We start from the raw sequence: 16,073 nt of genomic DNA, 5'->3' as shown, positions 1-16,073 counted from the left end.
GGTTGATATGTATAAAAAGCAGGCATAAACAAAGTACTACTACATATAACAGTTGCAGCGCGCGGTGAATTTCCCTAGTATAGCCGCGCTTGCAACGCAAGTTCCGGAGAGATGGCTGAGTGGCTGAAGGCGCACGCCTGGAAAGTGTGTTTAGGTTAACCCCTAACGAGGGTTCGAATCCCTCTCTCTCCGCCAGATAAATGACAAAGGCCCACGCTAAAAGCGTGGGCCTTTGTCATTTATGCGTCGAGACAGAGGATTTGGTTCGAACCCTTCGGTTCGAAAAAACGGCAGGATAGCCGTTTTGCATGGCTTTGCCACCCGAAGGGCGAATGCCATGGATGGCATGAGTGAATCCCTCTCTCGGCCAAAAGCGTGGGCCTTTGTCATTTACGCGTCGAATGAATCGCTTTCTACTCAGACCAATACCAACTGGTGACGTTATAACGGTATCGTTGTGTATTTTCGGTTGTCAGCGCTTTTACCCAATGCTCAGAGCCCGGTGAGGCGGGGTTGAACAATACGCAGCGGTTATACAATGGCGCTATACTGACCGGTTTCTCATCCTTCCCCATAAAAACCAAGTCACCACCGTTGTTGTGGTGCCAGTCTTTATTTAAATACAACAACATACACACTTCTCTGCCCGGTGAGTCATCCGCGTGCTGATTAACAAAGTCGGTTGCACCTAAGCGAAAATAATTGCTGTTAATAGCGGGATTAGCCACATTGATATCGGTTAATGCCACTTTAAAGATACGTGATAATAAAGACATAAATTCATCGCCACGTAAAAACGCCAAAAACTGCGCGGCAAGATTACCCGGCGCGCCTGCAGCATTAAGTGCAGGGCGTTGCCAAGTATCTCGTTGTACAAAACGGTGTTTTTTCCTGGCTTTTTGCCATTTTGCGTTATCGACATATAAAGCTGAGTAGGTGTGTTTCTGTGTTTGCCAGCAACTATCTTGCTGTAAAACACGGACAACTTCATCGAGTTTGTTGCTATCAAATAAATTATCAATAACGACATGCTGGGGAGTAGAGTGCAATACCGTTTTTCTATAGGTGCGTATCGCAGCATCGAGCACTTGCTCTTTATTCAGCCACATTTAAACGACTCACTTGTAGGGGCAGATAGTGTGTTAAAAGTTTGATGATACAGTATTTTAAGCAGTGTCCACTAACGCAGTATTGCAGCAGGGCCGTATTCGGTTAAAATAGCCGCACTTCCAAAAGCCGCTATCCGGTGGTTTTATACTTACTTCCAGTTTCGGAGTTTTCATGCGTAATTTGATTGCGTTGTTGCTTGCTGCCTGGCTGCCTGGTGTTTCAGCTCAGGCGGCTGTGGTTTTCAGTGATGGCTTTGAAAACAGTGATGGTGAGCGCTGGCGCCAACTGGGTGATTGCCGGGCTTTGCTTGGTGTACCGCGCTCGGGGGAGTCGGCGCTGCGGTGTAAGTCTGGTAACAGTGTGTTATTTAGCAAAGATGCTATCGGTGAGATGGGCATACTGGAATTATGGGTGCGGCCTGATTCGAATATTACCGCATACCGCATTCATGTGCTGGTGTCGGATATGCCATCGTTAAATGCGTTGTGGCAGCCGGTAGCTCTGATAGAGCATAGCGGCGGCGATGTAAGTTATAAAGCATACCGGGTGTCTATTGATGAACCCGCTAAGCGCTACCTGCGCCTGGATATAGACGCAGTAAATGGTGTAGTAGATATAGACGATGTACTGGTAGAGCGCATTTTACTGTCAACCGCTTTACAGAAGAATGAGCAGCGTATTGTTAGTGGTATTCTGGACAAATTGCGTCAGGATCAGAATATTGCGTTGCAGGCGGAGTCTTTCCGTACCTTGGGCGTTAATTACGCCGCCCAGCTGGATTTGCAGCGCCAGTATCTGGAATACGCCAATGCACTGCATTCCGGTATTGCGCTGGCGCTGGCAAGCTCAGAGCGTAATAAAATGTCTAACCCGATGGCTTATGCCAGTTTTCGCAGCATTATTAATGATGCAAAACGTGTAACAACACCACTGCAACAAGCCCGGCTAAATTCTATGTTAAAGCCGTTTGGCGACCTGGCCACAGCCACACTGAACGTAGTAAGCGCAGGGGCATATTCGGCTTTTGCTGAGCCGTTTAAGTCTTTTCTGGCATCCAGTTTTGATAAATCGAATTACAGCGATGCGGGGTTAAGCCGCTCTGATCGTAAATTTGCAGAGCAAAATGGCCTGAAAATTTATCAGGATGCAGAGCGTTTTCTGGCTGAACTGGAAAAAGAGTTGCTGCAAGTAGCTGCGCTGGATGCCGAATTACTGAATATTCAAAAGAGTATTGACGGTTTTCGGCGTAATTTAGATAAACAACTGCGCGACACTTTACAACATGCCAGCATGGCGCGCTCTCAGGAAACGATTAGCAGGGCGCTTAGCAAAGATGAACTGGTACGGCACAAACTTATGGAAGAGGTGGCGGGGAATATTACGCTAAAAGCGAAGAGCTATCTGGATGAGGGTAATAATACTGAGCTTATCCGTTTTGTGCTGAAAACCTCAGAGCAGCTGGATCATACCCAAAGCTATAAAGATCAGTTTAATCAGATCACTTCAGCCATGCTAACGCACTATGACCGTTTTGAGCGCTCAGTAAGTAGCAGCCAAAACCCGTTTACCGACGCCGCCGATAAACAGATCTGGGAAAATCATGCGCAAAAGGCGCGCAGTTATCTGCAGCAATCGAAAGAGTCATTCAACCGGGCGTATCTGTAGCAGATAAATTTATTGTTCAGCCTGCGCTCAGGCTAAGGCTTATAAAGTTAGTGGGTACTCTCTTTTTATACCCACTACAGGAGTCTGCTATGAGTGCAGTTAAACAGAATCATGAGCAAGAACCACGTTTTTACTTTAATCAGCAAAAAACGGTGGATTTAACTCAGCAAGAACGTCAGGCATTGAGCCTGGTATGGACTGACAACAGTGACACTGCAGAAGTTAAAACCAGCCGTCGTGATGCCGATACCGCACACTGTGCAGTATTAGGTTACAACTGAGTTTTTACGGTTAAGTAGTAAACAGCTGCGGCTGAATAAACGGGATCATTGCCAGGATAATCGCTTGCTGATACACACTTGAGCGTGTTAGCAGATGGTTGGTTAACATGGCAATGGCTCCACCTTGTTGTTTAATATTATGTTGCGCGAACATAAGGTCGATAACATCACCCAGCTCTTCGCCTTGTTGCAATGCCATGAGTGCAGCGGGTGGAATGGGTAAACTGGCCGAGCGGGTTTTACTGATGCGTCCCTGGTGGGCAATAACAATCCAGGCGAAGCTGCAGTCGCCGTCTAAACCTGCTTCAATGGCAACATAATATTCTGCTCCCGGCGCGGCAGCTGCAACTGCCTGCAGCCGGTTGAGCGCACCTTGTAAGGTTTCTTCACTGGTCATAGGCTGTGCCGGCACACCAGAGTCGGTACTTTGCCCGCTGCATTGCAGTGTTTTGCCGTTAAATACCTGTGCTAATGCATCCTGTACCGCGCGGATTTTTGCCGGATTTGCCGAGGCAACGACTATTTTCATCTGAACTCACTTGCTGTCATTTATACCCGCCCAGCATAACCCGAATTCGCCGATAGCTGAAGCCGGAGCTTGCCTGCAGGCTTTTAGCTGATTAGAATCGGCGCCACTACGCTTTGATTCAACAGGGCTTATGTATTAATAGCGGAGGCAGGCATGAATAAAAATGTTGTTACTAACGGGGTAGCCGCAGCAATTACGCTGGCAGGTTGGTATTTGCAGCAACCACTTATACTCAGTGTAGGCTTATTTGCGTTATCCGGTGCTTTGACCAACTGGCTGGCGGTGCATATGCTGTTTGAAAAAGTACCGCTTTTGTATGGCTCTGGCGTAATTCCCGCCCGGTTTGAGCAGTTTAAAGCAGGTATTTACCAACTGGTGATGACACAGTTTTTCAGCAGCAACAATATCGAACGCTTTTTGGCAGACAAACAGCAAAGCCATGGTAAGGCATTTGATTTTGAGCCGGTTATAGCACAGACCGATCTGTCGCCTGCTTTTGACTCCTTGTTAAAAGTAGTAGAGCAATCATCATTTGGCGGTATGCTGGGCATGTTTGGCGGTAGCGCAGCCTTATTACCGTTAAAAGAGCCGTTTATCGGCAAGCTGAAAAGTGCCCTGGTAGAGGTATCGCAAACCGATGAATTTAACCAGCTGGTGCTGGCACAACTGGACCAGCCTGAGCAACTACAAAGCATGCGTGCTCAGGTCGACACTATAGTGCAGCAGCGCTTAAACGAGCTGACCCCTGAATTGGTAAAAGATATTATTCAACAGATGATCCGCCAGCATTTAGGTTGGCTGGTGGTATGGGGTGGTGTATTTGGTGGTGCTATCGGCGTGCTGGCAGGCCTTATTCAGTAATGCACCGGTACAAATCACCTCAATAAAAAGCGGGTGTACAGCTGATAGTTAAGCGCGGCTTCTGCCGCGCTTAACTGGTGTTTACCCGGCTTTTTGTTGTGCCGCGTACTGCTCTACTTCACGCCAGACGCGCAGGAAATTACCCGACAGAATTTTTTCGATATCGGCATTGCTATAGCCACGCTGCAGTAAGCCGTTGATTAAATTTGGATAGCTGGCAACATCCTTAAGGCCTACCGGTAGCGAATCACCTACGCCATCGTAGTCAGAGCCAATACCAACGTAGTCAATACCTACCAGTTTTACTACATGTTCAATATGGTCAAGTACGGTATCTAGGGTCGCAAACGGATAGGGATGTTTTTTGCGAAACGCCAGTTCAAAAGCATCATCATCGGCTACACCGGCTTGTTTCGCTGCGGCTTTGCGCAGAGCGCCATATTGGTTAGCCATCATGGTAACAAAAGACGAGCCAAAGTTAATTTGTACTACGCCGCCGTTTTTCGCCAGCGCTTTGATCATGTCATCATCCATGTTGCGCTCAAAGCCCGGGGTATAACTGCGCAGCGACGAATGTGAAGCGATAACCGGCACCTTACTGATCTCAACTGCCTGATAAAAAGCGTCATCTGATACATGCGAAATATCGATCATCATACCAATATTGTTCATTGCCACTACCAGCTCTTTACCGAACGGGCTTAAGCCATTCCAGCGCCGGCGTAAATCGTAACTGGAATCGGCAATATGGTTGCTCTCAGAATGTGATAGCGTAATGTAACGGATGCCGCGCTGATAAAAATGTTGCAGGTTTTCCAGCTTGCCATTTATCGGCGTGCCGTTTTCCATGCCCAGCGCCAGTGAGACTTTGCCACTGCCGAACTGTTCGACTACATCTTTTGTGCTGTACGCCATGGCGAATTTATCCGGTGCACGGGCTGCCAGGGCTTCCATGCTGTCAATCAGCTGGTTTGCCAACTGATAACCGCCGCCACTGCGCTCATACGAAGCCGGGATATAAATAGACATAAAAGGCGCATTTAAACCGCCTGCTTGCGCCCGTGGATAATCAAATTCACCACGCTTCGTCGCCGCAGTAACGTCTTCCCAGTCTTTATGCAGCCGGTAAGGCACATCGATGTGGGTGTCGATAATAATATATTGCTGTGCCAGTTGCTGCGCGGTGCTGGCCTGTGAGGCCGCGCTGTTATCGCTTGTTGCAGCGCAGCCACTTAACAGGGCTGCACCACAAAATAAGGCTAAAGGAGTGAGTGTTTGCTTCATTATTGTTATCTCTTATCGTATGTCGGGTTCCCGTGGCTATCTCAACAGGTTTAACGGCTAACGACAAGTACTGTCAGACCAGTCTGGTTATTTTCGCGTCTGGTGCAGGCCCTGGCTGGGTTTTAACGGCCTGCTACTTTGCGCGTATGCCGACCAAAGCAAGATATGCCTGTGGGGCGCTTTACGCTACAATAACCACCTTATTGTTTTTTGAGATAGTGTGATGCGCATTCTGTGTTTTAGCCTGTGTTGGTTGTTTTACTCTGTGTCGGCTATGGCGTCGGTTGATCTGGAAAAAACCATGAAGAATATGGCCTTTCAGTATAAGCAGGCATATGACGCGCAAAGCGCCGGCCAACTTCTGCCGGTACTGGATGAGTTGATCAGCCTGACACAACAGTCGGCCAAGGCTGATTTTGAACCGGAAAAAGCCGAGCAGTTTAAACAGGGCCTGCAGCAGGTATTGGCAGAGCTTCAGTTAGCCCGGCAGGCCGCTACGCAGGACGATGTTGCACAGGCCAAATTGCATTTGCAGAAGGTGGATACACTGCGCAAAGAATATCATCAGCAGCGAAAAGTCAGTATCTGGCGTTTACTATTTGGTTAGGCGTGCAGCAAAAACAACACAGCCACCCGACAGGATGGCTGTTTTAGCGAAGCTGATAACAGAGAAAGTAATTTAGCCGGCTAAGCCAACGTAAACGTTCTGTACGTCATCATCAGCATCAATAGCATCTAAAAAGGCTTCTACTTCAGCGCGCTGCGTATCGTCCAGTGATACCGGGTTATTGGCACGGTATACCAGTTTAGCGGTCAGTACGCTAAAGCCAAATTCTGGCAGAGCTTTTGCCACCAAGTCTAAATCGGTAGCTTCAGTTAAAAACACAACTTCGTTATCGTCACCGGCTTCAAAATCCTGTGCACCGGCTTCGATGGCAGCCAGTTCAGCATCGGCGTCTGCATTGGTAGGTTCAGCTTCAATCTGACCTAAATGCTTAAAATCCCAGGATATTGCACCGGAAGTAGCCAGTTGGCCTTTGCGGAACAATTGCCGGATACTCATGGCGCTGCGGTTTTTATTGTCAGTTAAGCACTCAACAATAACCGGCACCTGATGCGGTGCAAAGCCTTCATAAACGACGGTTTCATAGTTTGCCGGGCCATCAAGCAACCCCGCGCCTTTTTTAATAGCACGCTCCAGCGTATCTTTTGGCATTGATGCTTTTTTTGCCGCCTCAATGGCCGAGCGTAGTTTGGCATTCATATCCGGGTCGGCGCCGTTACGCGCTGCAACGGCAATCTCTTTTGCCAGCTTGGTAAAAATGCGGCCTTTGGCGTTGGCAGCATCCATTTTATGTTTGGCTTTCCATTGTGCGCCCATTATTGCGCTCCTGTATTTTTAGCTATCAAAACGAACAGGGCGCTAGTCTAGCCAATAGCAGGCTTTTAACGCAACTAATGGCGGGATAAATCTGTTGGAATAACATCAAACCTATTTGTGGTGGGGTGTTATTGCTCAGGCTTCAAGCGCCAATTGCTGTATATGTTGCTGCAATTGTGGGTAAAACCTTAAAAAGCTCTGCTCCAAAGCGGTATATTGCGGCTGAATTTCGTCAATAATGCCGGCGAATTGATGTGCAAACCTTATTCGGCTGGCAATACGGTCTAATGCCATTCCTAACTGCGGCAGTTGCTGGTAGCTACTGAACCAGTCATGCGTACGCACACTGCGCATTGTGTTTGCCATGACTACAGGCATTAACGGTTCAGCCGCGGCTAAATCAGCATAAAGCTGTTGTTTGTAATCGGCGAAGGTTGTGCTGTAAAACTGTTGCCAATGTCTGATAAGAAAGTGATCAAATAACACGTCCAGTGCAATACCGGCAAAGCGGCGCCGGGTGGGGGAGAACAAGGCTTTTAGTTGCCTGACTTCAGGATGCTGATCAGTAAAACTGTCTGTAGCCCGGTGATTTAGCAATCCAGCCCGGATATCCGGGTGCAAAGTGTCCAGCGGCATGCCTTTACAAAAATCACCAAGCAAATTCCCGGTAAGTGAATAAAGGTTGGGTTTTGCTAACACAGCATGGGCAAGATAATTCACTTTCATCCTTATATAGGCCGGATAATTACTTAAGGTTACATCTTTGGCGTAAATATCACTTTTTTGTCAAATAAATGGCTGTAAATTTGCTGGAGTTCTTTTGCTATGGATCTTAGTATGAGGCTGAGATACAACTCAATACAAGAGGTAGAGCATGTCAGTAAATAATATCAGCAATAACAACACTGCCCAGTTGCAGTTATATACTCAGGAAAAAGCAGCCACGGCCCCGTTAAAACAACAAAATACTCAGGCTGTAGCGTCTCCTGCCATAAAAACAACCGATTCAGTGCAAATTAGCGATCAAGCAAAAGCATTGCTGGCGAAAGAAGCAGTCACAACACTTGGTAATGGTGAGGGCATTGAGCCGCCGAATACAGTTGCTGGTAATGGTGAGGGTATTGAGCCACCCGTTACAGTTTCTGGTAATGGTGAAGGTATAGAGCCGCCTAACACGTGATTCTAATTAACCTTATAGAGGGGACACTATGATCTGGGACACTGTTGAGACAATATTATTTGATCTTGGTAAGCTGGTATTTGTGGCATATTTTTTATTATTTGTTCTTTCAGTGTTTATTGAGCGAAAGGTATCGTCTTTAGTTATCTCACTGATGGTTTTAGCTGTTGCAAATGGAGCAATGACTGCTTTAACTCCATTGCTCTATCAATTAGCCAGTTTGCCTGGTGTGTTCTATAAGTTTCTGTGGTACGGCGTGTTTATTTTTTTCGATTGTGTAGCGATATTCTTACTTTATAAATTTCACAATTTATTGAGACAAAACGTCAGCAGCATTGCAAATATTGTCGGCGTTGCATTTTTGGCTTTAGCGTCAATACAGACAATTAGATTTTTTGATCGCTTTGTCAGTAATACTGACATTTTCCTGGTACTTTACCAGTACGGCATCCCGATTATTAACGTTATCTTAGTACCTGTAATAGTTGCGCTTTGGGTTGCGAATGTGAAAACTAAGAGTAAAAATATAAGGTTGGCTGTGGGATGAATTGGTTATACTTTTTTATTCTTATAATCATCAACTTTTTTGCGTTTTTTGCTTACCGTAAATTGTTATTACTGCGCTCAATCAGTCAGATTCAGGCTGAGGTTGAGCTGGAAATGCATAGCCGGGCGCATAAACTGCTGGTGCAACGTGATCAACTTGAAGTGGGTTTAGTTAAAGATGCAGTAGATGCAGCTGATGAAAAATGGAAAGGCGATTTAGCTGAATATATGGAAGAGTTTGAGCAGGAAGCTTTACTACGCTCAAAGAAACGGCTAAACCGGGTTTAATATTAATACTGCAGGTTAAATAGTAATTCTGCCAATTCAGGCTGCCAGATATCGTTCTTGCTTACCCTGTTCTGTTTTATCAATACACCTTCTGCCAGCAAATGCTGGCGTTGCTCTTCGGCTGTTGCTGATCCTTGTGGAAACGCCAGGCTGCGATCACTACGCAGTACTCTATACCAGGGTACTGCGAGTTCGGTTGGGGCATATCCCAGTGCTTTGCCCACTAATCTGGCGCGGCCGGGCAGGCCTGCCAAATCTGCTATCTGGCCATAGCTGGCTACTTTGCCGGCTGGAATTTGCTTTACCGTTTGCCAGATACGCTGATAGTGGTGTTTTGCCATATAAGTTATGCCCATTTGTTGCTACATGTATCCGTGTTTTAGCATCAGATGGCGTGACGTGCTACAACCGTTTTACCAATAGGTGCCAGCGATAGCATGGCCAGTTTTAAATGCTGTATGCCAAAAGGTATGCCGATAATACTGACAAAGCATACCAGCGCGTGGCCAAGGTGGCCAATAGCCAGCCAGATACCAAAAAACAAAAACCAGATAATATTGCCCAGTGTACCCATAGTACCGGTACCTATATCGTCATAGCGGTTAATGTAGCGCCGGTTTACTGCATCCTGACCAAAGGGCCAAAACGCCATTTCGCCAATAACAAAGCAGCTGCGGCCAAAGGGAATACCAATAATACTGATAAAACACAACAGGCCTGCCAGCCACCACAGTAGCCCCATGACAAAACCACCCAGCACAAACCACAGTATATTAAACAGTAACCTAAAAATACTCATTTTCTCTTCCTTATGATGTAGTGATATGATTATTCAGGCAGAAAGTGTGCCAAAGCTAATTCATTTAAAAACAATAGCATAAGTTTAGGCGAAAGCAGCTCAGAGATAGATTTCACTAACTTTTGACCAAAATGACTAATATGGAATAAGGAGCTTCGGCTTGCAGCTACAACATATAAAAGCAGTAGTGTTTGACCTTGACGGCACTCTGGTTGACTCGGCGTTAGATTTTGCCGCTATGTGTGACGATATCGGCTGGCCGCATGGCACACCTTTACTGGAAACATTGGCTCAGGTGGCTGATCCCGCTGAAAACAGCAGAATCGAGCAGATTATCTGCCAGCATGAGCTAAACGGCGCCAGACAAGCCTGCTGGATGCCTGGCGCTGAAGAGTGCTTACAGACACTGATAAAAGCCGGTATACCGCTGGCGCTACTGACACGAAATATGCGCGCAGCAACTCAGTTAACGTTACAACGGTTGCAGATCCCTATTCAGCGTGTGCTGACACGGGAAGACTGCGCCGCAAAACCTGATCCGGCCGGTTTGCTGCGTTTTGCTGCTGAATTGCAGTTGCCTGTACAGCAGATGATTTATGTTGGTGATTATATTTTTGATATTCAAACTGCTGCCAACGCAGGTATGGCGTCTTGCTTATATCTGAATCAATATAACCAGCATTTTGCTGCTCAGGCAGATTGGAGTTTCAATCATTTTAATCAGTTAAGCGCAGCATTGTTGCGCTAGCTGCAAGGTAGCGCCGTTACGTGATTTTGCTTTGTGGTTAGTGAATAAGCTACGATGCTTCTATATTAATAAGAAATAATTTAGCACGGACGGGGATACCAGCGGTGTTGGAGCGTTTAAAAAGCGATTTTTATCTGGCTATGTTAACTCTGGTCGGAGCTATTATTGTGCTGTGTGTCACACCTTATGGTCTGTATCGTCTGTATACCGGCAATATTGTTGTCGGCATTGCAGATTTATTGATGGTAACCTGCTCCATTATCGCTACCCGTGTGGCCTGGCGTAGCGGCGATACGGTAAAGCCCGGCCTGTTTATGGCGGTAGTGTTTTGTATTGGCGCTGTGCTGGTATGTATTAATTTGGGTGTAGATGGCCTGTTTTGGGTCTATCCGTTTTTGGTGTTTATATTCTTTCTGGTGTCTCCGCTTAAAGCCTTTGTGTTGTTAGTTACTATGCTATTGGCCCTGTTAAGTTATGCTTTTTTGCGCCCAGGCAGTGTTTTTGACAGCCAGTTTCAGATGATGTCTTTTGTGGTAACAACAACCATTTCCAGCGTATTTGCTTTTATTTTTGCTTATCGGGCTCAGGTACAGCGGCAGGAATTAAAACGACTTGCAACAACCGACAGCTTAACTGGGGCGTCAAACCGGCGTACGTTAAATGATCAACTGGCGGTTGCCATTTATGAGTTTACTAAAAGTGGGCGGCAATACGGGCTTATTTTGCTCGACCTGGATCATTTTAAACAAATTAATGATAACCATGGGCATAAAGTTGGCGATCAAAAGCTGATTGAACTAATCCCTGTGCTGCAATCTATGTTGCGTTTACATGATCAGGTATTCCGCTTCGGTGGTGAAGAGTTTGTTGTACTGGTGGCAGATACCAAGCCGGCAGATCTTAATAGATTGGCAGAGAAACTGCGGGCCGGCGTTGAGCGTCGCATGATGTTACCAGATGGCTCGCACCTGACCACTTCTATAGGCGTGGCCCAGTTACAACCGGGCGAAGATTGGGAAGCCTGGTTACACCGTGCGGATATGGCGTTGTACCAGGCTAAACATCTTGGACGCAATCAGGTTGTTACCGGCTAATTACACCAACCACCTTCTGTCAGATAAGGTACCAGAAGCGGTGCCATACTGTTCATTACCTGCAAAGGTAAGGCTGAAGTAAAGCTAAACTGCTCAGCATCGGCGTCGGGCACATAAGCGGTAAGTACACCAAAATGCTGATACCCCAGGTAAAACGCAAAGGTTGCAGTGCGGTTTAATGCCTTTGAGCTGACATGCTGACCTCTGGTATTTAGCTGCACCAGACGGTTATCGCCGGTGCCGGTTTTGCCACCTATGGCCAGTTTGGCATTGGCATAAGCGGGTTGCAAACGCCGGGCTGTGCCGTCGGTTGCAACTTGCTGCAATACGGTTCTGACCGCAGCCGCCACTTCCACGTCCAGCACTTGCTGGGCCTGTGGTAAAGGTCGCTCGAAGTGGGTCTGATATGGCGTGTCGGTGGCAAATGCCAGCTTGTCTATCCGGATGGTGGGTACCCGCTTACCATTGTTGATAATAATACCTATCAGCTCAGCCAGTGCTGCCGGTCTGTCACCAGAGCTGCCCAACGCTGTCGCCAGTGAAGGCACCAGATAGTCAAACGGGTAACCCAGGCGCTGCCAGCGCTGATGTAGGTCCCAGAACGCTTCAATTTCCAGCATGTTACGGATGCGGTTATCCCGAGCGCTGCGAAAGCGGGTTTTAAACAGCCACTGATACACTTCCTGCCGTGTAGCGCTGCTATCGGCAATGGCATCTTGCAAACTGGCATCGGGTGTTTGCTGCAGGTAGGCCAGTAACCATAATTCAAGCGGATGGCTTCTGGATAAATATGCCCGATCCGGCAAATTAAAGGCATCCGGCTGATATTTGTCATACAGTTTTGGCCAGTTGCCTTTTTCGCTGGCAGCAAATTGTTGTTGCAGCAGTTCGCTAAACTGCGCCAGAGTGCTGTTGGGGTTGATATATAAGTACGCCACCGCCAGCCGCTCCGGAGTTTGCCTGCTGCTGGCAATATACAGCTGTATACGTTGCTCAGCGTTACTATCTTTATATTTTTGCCAGAAACGGCGCAAAAAGGTAGTGCCTTCGCGGTCGGCAAAACGGCGCAGATACTGCTCACGGCGCGGGTTATCATCGTCTGCCAGCAGTTGGTAACTGCTATTTTCGCCATGGTAAATGCTGTAATTCACCATATCTTGTAGCAAGCGTACAAAAGGCAGGTTAATAGATTGCTGCAGTGATTCGGCAATAGTAGGGTTAAGTTTGTCTTCTTCCTTGCGAAAATTGTTAAAGGTGTGCAAGCCGCCACCGGTGTAAAAGCTTTCTCTTGGGTTGGCGCTGTACTGGCGTTGCAACGCTGCCTGTAACATGGTGTCGAGGCTGACGCCTGGCTGCTCGCTTAAATAACTTACTGCCCAGTTGGTCAGGTTGTCTTGCGGTGCTAAATCAAGAAAACGTAAAGTTTCGGCGCTTTCTTCGGCATAAAGCCGGTGCAGCTCTGCCACGATTTGCAAATAGCTTACCAGTACACGCAGTTTGGCGGTTGAACCCAACTCCAGTTTGCTGGAGTCGTTCATATCAAAGGGTTGATCGGTGTTGTCTGTTTGCACCCGCACTTTATTACCGTTATCGGTGCTTTGGTATAGCGTAAAGCTGTAGCGCACTTTGCTTTGCTGACCGGGCGAGAGCAAGCGATCTGCAAACAGACCTGCCTGTTCAGCACTATTATAGTTATTTAGCTTATGCAAGTGTTGGCTGATACTGCGTTGCAGCTCGTTATGAATGGTGGTTTGGCTACTTAGGTCCAGCCGGTCGAGCTGGTACAGGCTTTGGTTCAGTAACTGACTCAGCCGGCTGCGTACCATGGTGGTGGCTTTAAAATCTGTGCCGGGTAAAGCCGCCGGAGCGGCCTTGCCATTAAAGCTTAGCTTTTGTTGTATGGCTTTAGTCGCAAGTTCGGCAGGTACTATGCCCTGTTGCTGCATCAAATTAAGATAGCGGGTGCTTAGTTGATCCAGGTCGGCACGGCCTTTTAGCAAATAATAAGATGGCCGACGCTGGGCAATAATTAAAGCCATTACCTGCTTAAGGGCCAGGCCTTGAGCATCGGTGTAGGGACCGCCCTGGCGCAGCAGCTGATTAACCTGTTTGGGCTCGGCACCAAACCAGGCATAGAGCCCTTCTGCCATACCGTGCACTTCGCCATAGCCTGGCGTTGCAGCCAGCGGCACGGTGTTAATGTAGTCCAGTACGATACGTTGCCTGGCTTGGCGGGTATCGACCCCTGCCTGATAAGCCCGGACACTGGCGGATACCAGTTGGCGAAATTTATCAGCAACATCTGATGTAAGGCCTTGGGGGCTATGGCGATATTTTTCTAATTGGGTCGCCAGGGTGCTGCCACCTGCAGCCGCCGCAGGAATGCCAGCTGCACGCTGCAGCTGTGACCATACCGCAGCACCTAGCCGTGGTAAGTTTAATACCGGATTTGCCCGGGGGTGCTCGGGTGTCAGTAAGGTTCTGTCTTCAACAAACAGCAAGCTTTTTACCAGTATTGGCGCCATTTCCTGCAAGGTTGCAAATTGCATGGCAGGGGCTTGCGCCTGATACAGCTGTTCTTGCTTGCAGCCGTTAATGATCAGGCCAGTTTGGCTTTTCTCATTATACGGCGGGTAAAAACCATAGTCGGTGTAGCGTCTTAAGCTGTCAGAAAACTGGCTTTGCTGGCTGATATGGAAGCCGGTTTGCTGCAGTTTTTCATGCCACTGTGGCAGCTTACTGTAGCCAAAGCGCTGGTCAAAAGGCCCAGCCTGAGCATAGCGTATTTGTTCTGACGGGCCAGAAACCACCTGATAGCTTAGTTTGCCCACCAGCCAGTGCCAGAGCGTAGACTGGTAAAAATGGTTGCGGCTTTCCTGATAAGCCGCCACACCCAGCAATATAATGGCCAACAACAATAACCAGCGGGTTAAACGCAATGGCGGCTGCTGTGGGGCAACATAGGGCGTTTCCCGCACATTATCAAACTTCATTCTGTTTAGCAGCGGTGGTGCATTTAATGTTGGTTCAGTCCGCGTTTTATTACCGTTGCTGGTGCTCATACAAGCAGTTTAGTCTCCGTATTTTTCTGATTTGAGGCTACTTGCACGCAATGCCCGTTCTGGATCTGCGCTAACCTGCCAGCCATGCAGGTTGTCTTTAATTAACTGACACAGCGCGTTAATATGTTGTGGCCCGGCATTTAGCGCTTCGATGTATTCGTAACGCTGGCCTCCGGCATGCAAAAAGTATTCTTTGTTTTCTTCGCCAATTTCTTCAATAGTTTCCAGGCAATCTGCCGAAAACCCCGGGCAAAAAATTTGCACACTTTTTACGCCTTGTGCCGGTAGCGCTTTTAATGTTTCATCGGTGTAAGGTTTTAGCCATTCTTCACGGCCAAAGCGTGACTGAAAGGTGGTCATATACTGGTCTTTGTTCAAACCCAGTTGCTCAGCAATTAAGCGCGAAGTTTTATAGCATTCACAGTGATATGGGTCGCCATTAAGTAAATAGCGTTTTGGGATGCCATGATAAGACAAAATCAGTTTTTCGGCCTGGCCGTGTTGCTGCCAATGGCGGCGAATTTTGTCGGCAGCGGCGGCAATAAAGGGGGCGTAATCCGGATAATGTGACACAAAGCGCAAATCGGGCAACCAGCGGCGGCGCATAAAATTACGTGCCAGCTCATCAAAGGTCGATGCTGAAGTAGAGGCCGAGTATTGCGGGTACAGCGGCAGCACAATCAGTTTGCGCACGCCTTGGGCAAACATTTTATCTAATACCGAGTCAAAAGAAGGGTTGCCGTAGCGCATGGCAAATTCGACCACCACATCAGTCAGGCCATCTTGTTGTAGTTGAGCCGCAACGGCATCGCGTTGTGCCTGAGTATGAAATAGTAATGGCGAGCCTTGTTCGGTAAATACGGTAGCATAAGCTTTGGCTGAGCGGCGCGGCCGGAACTGCAAAATTACGCCGTTTAAAATTAACCACCATAGCAGGCGCGGCACTTCTACCACGCGGGGGTCAGATAAAAACTGCTTTAAATAGCGTTTCAGAGCTTTGGGTGTGGCTTCGTCCGGGGTACCAAGGTTGGTTAACAGTATGCCGATTTTATCGCTTTGCTGATGGTCGAAGTTAAGGGTGTTGATATAACGCATAACAGGATAGCTGCTCTTTTGGCTGAAGGAACTGACATTACGCCAATTCGACGTTAACAGTTTACCTGATTAAAGGCATGAGCCGATTTTAGCAGCTTCTGCACCCTATAAGTAAGCTGAAGGTAAAATTAATCTTGTTACCTTGGTGTT

At 47.6% G+C, this 16,073-nt stretch carries 18 protein-coding genes and 1 tRNA gene; 10 read left to right on the top strand and 9 right to left on the bottom strand.

Annotated features, from left to right (window positions below):
• The first annotated feature begins 105 nt into the window (after positions 1 to 105).
• Positions 106 to 195, top strand: a tRNA-Ser gene (locus MJX74_RS13905).
• A 218-nt stretch (positions 196 to 413) separates the two neighbouring features.
• On the opposite strand, the gene MJX74_RS13900 is transcribed toward MJX74_RS13905, so the two are convergent.
• Complete coding sequence (locus MJX74_RS13900) at positions 414 to 1,109, bottom strand: 2OG-Fe(II) oxygenase (RefSeq protein ID WP_240223423.1); 696 nt, start codon at positions 1,107 to 1,109, stop codon at positions 414 to 416.
• Between the two features lie 172 nt (positions 1,110 to 1,281).
• Here MJX74_RS13900 and bdpA point away from each other — a divergent pair, with 172 nt between their 5' ends.
• The gene (gene bdpA, locus MJX74_RS13895; RefSeq protein ID WP_240223422.1) at positions 1,282 to 2,775 is read left to right on the top strand and encodes a BAR domain-like protein A BdpA; all 1,494 of its coding nucleotides are present in this window, start codon (positions 1,282 to 1,284) and stop codon (positions 2,773 to 2,775) included.
• Between the two features lie 89 nt (positions 2,776 to 2,864).
• Entirely contained in the window at positions 2,865 to 3,056 is a 192-nt protein-coding gene (locus MJX74_RS13890) for a hypothetical protein (protein WP_068229678.1), read from the top strand.
• Between the two features lie 10 nt (positions 3,057 to 3,066).
• Here MJX74_RS13890 and yjjX read toward each other — a convergent pair whose 3' ends face one another.
• Positions 3,067 to 3,585, bottom strand: coding sequence for an inosine/xanthosine triphosphatase (gene yjjX, locus MJX74_RS13885; protein ID WP_240223421.1), 519 nt, complete (start codon positions 3,583 to 3,585; stop codon positions 3,067 to 3,069).
• A gap of 153 nt (positions 3,586 to 3,738) precedes the next feature.
• Here yjjX and MJX74_RS13880 point away from each other — a divergent pair, with 153 nt between their 5' ends.
• Positions 3,739 to 4,446 (top strand): DUF445 domain-containing protein, encoded by a 708-nt coding sequence (locus tag MJX74_RS13880; RefSeq protein WP_240223420.1) that lies wholly within the window; start codon positions 3,739 to 3,741, stop codon positions 4,444 to 4,446.
• Positions 4,447 to 4,527: 81 nt separating this feature from the next.
• Here the strand turns inward: MJX74_RS13880 and MJX74_RS13875 are convergent, their stop codons facing one another.
• On the bottom strand, positions 4,528 to 5,730 hold the full coding sequence (locus tag MJX74_RS13875) for a dipeptidase (RefSeq protein WP_240223419.1): 1,203 nt from the start codon (positions 5,728 to 5,730) through the stop codon (positions 4,528 to 4,530).
• A gap of 223 nt (positions 5,731 to 5,953) precedes the next feature.
• On the opposite strand from MJX74_RS13875, the gene MJX74_RS13870 reads away from it, so the two are divergent.
• Positions 5,954 to 6,337 (top strand): cytochrome b562, encoded by a 384-nt coding sequence (locus MJX74_RS13870; protein WP_240223418.1) that lies wholly within the window; start codon positions 5,954 to 5,956, stop codon positions 6,335 to 6,337.
• A 72-nt stretch (positions 6,338 to 6,409) separates the two neighbouring features.
• Here the strand turns inward: MJX74_RS13870 and MJX74_RS13865 are convergent, their stop codons facing one another.
• Positions 6,410 to 7,111, bottom strand: a complete 702-nt coding sequence (locus tag MJX74_RS13865; RefSeq protein ID WP_068229699.1) for a YebC/PmpR family DNA-binding transcriptional regulator — start codon at positions 7,109 to 7,111, stop codon at positions 6,410 to 6,412.
• A gap of 135 nt (positions 7,112 to 7,246) precedes the next feature.
• Complete coding sequence (locus MJX74_RS13860; RefSeq protein WP_240223417.1) at positions 7,247 to 7,831, bottom strand: acyl carrier protein phosphodiesterase; 585 nt, start codon at positions 7,829 to 7,831, stop codon at positions 7,247 to 7,249.
• A gap of 154 nt (positions 7,832 to 7,985) precedes the next feature.
• On the opposite strand from MJX74_RS13860, the gene MJX74_RS13855 reads away from it, so the two are divergent.
• The 3 genes from MJX74_RS13855 to MJX74_RS13845 are packed head-to-tail and all read left to right on the top strand — an operon-like array spanning position 7,986 to position 9,125.
• On the top strand, positions 7,986 to 8,291 hold the full coding sequence (locus MJX74_RS13855) for a hypothetical protein (RefSeq protein WP_240223416.1): 306 nt from the start codon (positions 7,986 to 7,988) through the stop codon (positions 8,289 to 8,291).
• 28 nt (positions 8,292 to 8,319) lie between these two features.
• Positions 8,320 to 8,838, top strand: a complete 519-nt coding sequence (locus MJX74_RS13850; RefSeq protein WP_240223415.1) for a hypothetical protein — start codon at positions 8,320 to 8,322, stop codon at positions 8,836 to 8,838.
• Complete coding sequence (locus MJX74_RS13845; protein WP_240223414.1) at positions 8,835 to 9,125, top strand: hypothetical protein; 291 nt, start codon at positions 8,835 to 8,837, stop codon at positions 9,123 to 9,125. The genes MJX74_RS13850 and MJX74_RS13845 overlap by 4 nt, the downstream gene beginning before the upstream one ends.
• A gap of 2 nt (positions 9,126 to 9,127) precedes the next feature.
• Here MJX74_RS13845 and MJX74_RS13840 read toward each other — a convergent pair whose 3' ends face one another.
• Positions 9,128 to 9,466, bottom strand: a complete 339-nt coding sequence (locus MJX74_RS13840; RefSeq protein WP_240223413.1) for an MGMT family protein — start codon at positions 9,464 to 9,466, stop codon at positions 9,128 to 9,130.
• Between the two features lie 44 nt (positions 9,467 to 9,510).
• Positions 9,511 to 9,924, bottom strand: coding sequence for a YccF domain-containing protein (locus MJX74_RS13835; RefSeq protein WP_240223412.1), 414 nt, complete (start codon positions 9,922 to 9,924; stop codon positions 9,511 to 9,513).
• Positions 9,925 to 10,084: 160 nt separating this feature from the next.
• Here MJX74_RS13835 and MJX74_RS13830 point away from each other — a divergent pair, with 160 nt between their 5' ends.
• Together MJX74_RS13830 and MJX74_RS13825 are read left to right on the top strand one after the other, a co-directional pair.
• Entirely contained in the window at positions 10,085 to 10,672 is a 588-nt protein-coding gene (locus MJX74_RS13830; protein WP_240223411.1) for an HAD family hydrolase, read from the top strand.
• Between the two features lie 104 nt (positions 10,673 to 10,776).
• Positions 10,777 to 11,766, top strand: a complete 990-nt coding sequence (locus tag MJX74_RS13825) for a GGDEF domain-containing protein (protein ID WP_240223410.1) — start codon at positions 10,777 to 10,779, stop codon at positions 11,764 to 11,766.
• Here the strand turns inward: MJX74_RS13825 and MJX74_RS13820 are convergent.
• The gene (locus MJX74_RS13820; RefSeq protein WP_240223409.1) at positions 11,763 to 14,828 is read right to left on the bottom strand and encodes a transglycosylase domain-containing protein; all 3,066 of its coding nucleotides are present in this window, start codon (positions 14,826 to 14,828) and stop codon (positions 11,763 to 11,765) included. The genes MJX74_RS13825 and MJX74_RS13820 overlap by 4 nt on opposite strands.
• Before the next feature lie 9 nt (positions 14,829 to 14,837).
• Positions 14,838 to 15,923 (bottom strand): ferrochelatase, encoded by a 1,086-nt coding sequence (gene hemH / locus MJX74_RS13815; RefSeq protein ID WP_240223408.1) that lies wholly within the window; start codon positions 15,921 to 15,923, stop codon positions 14,838 to 14,840.
• Positions 15,924 to 16,073: the final 150 nt, after the last annotated feature.

Source organism: Rheinheimera hassiensis, assembly GCF_022436675.1.
Classification (GTDB): Bacteria; Pseudomonadota; Gammaproteobacteria; order Enterobacterales; family Alteromonadaceae; genus Alishewanella; species Alishewanella hassiensis.
This window is presented reverse-complemented; position numbering and strand designations above follow the sequence as displayed.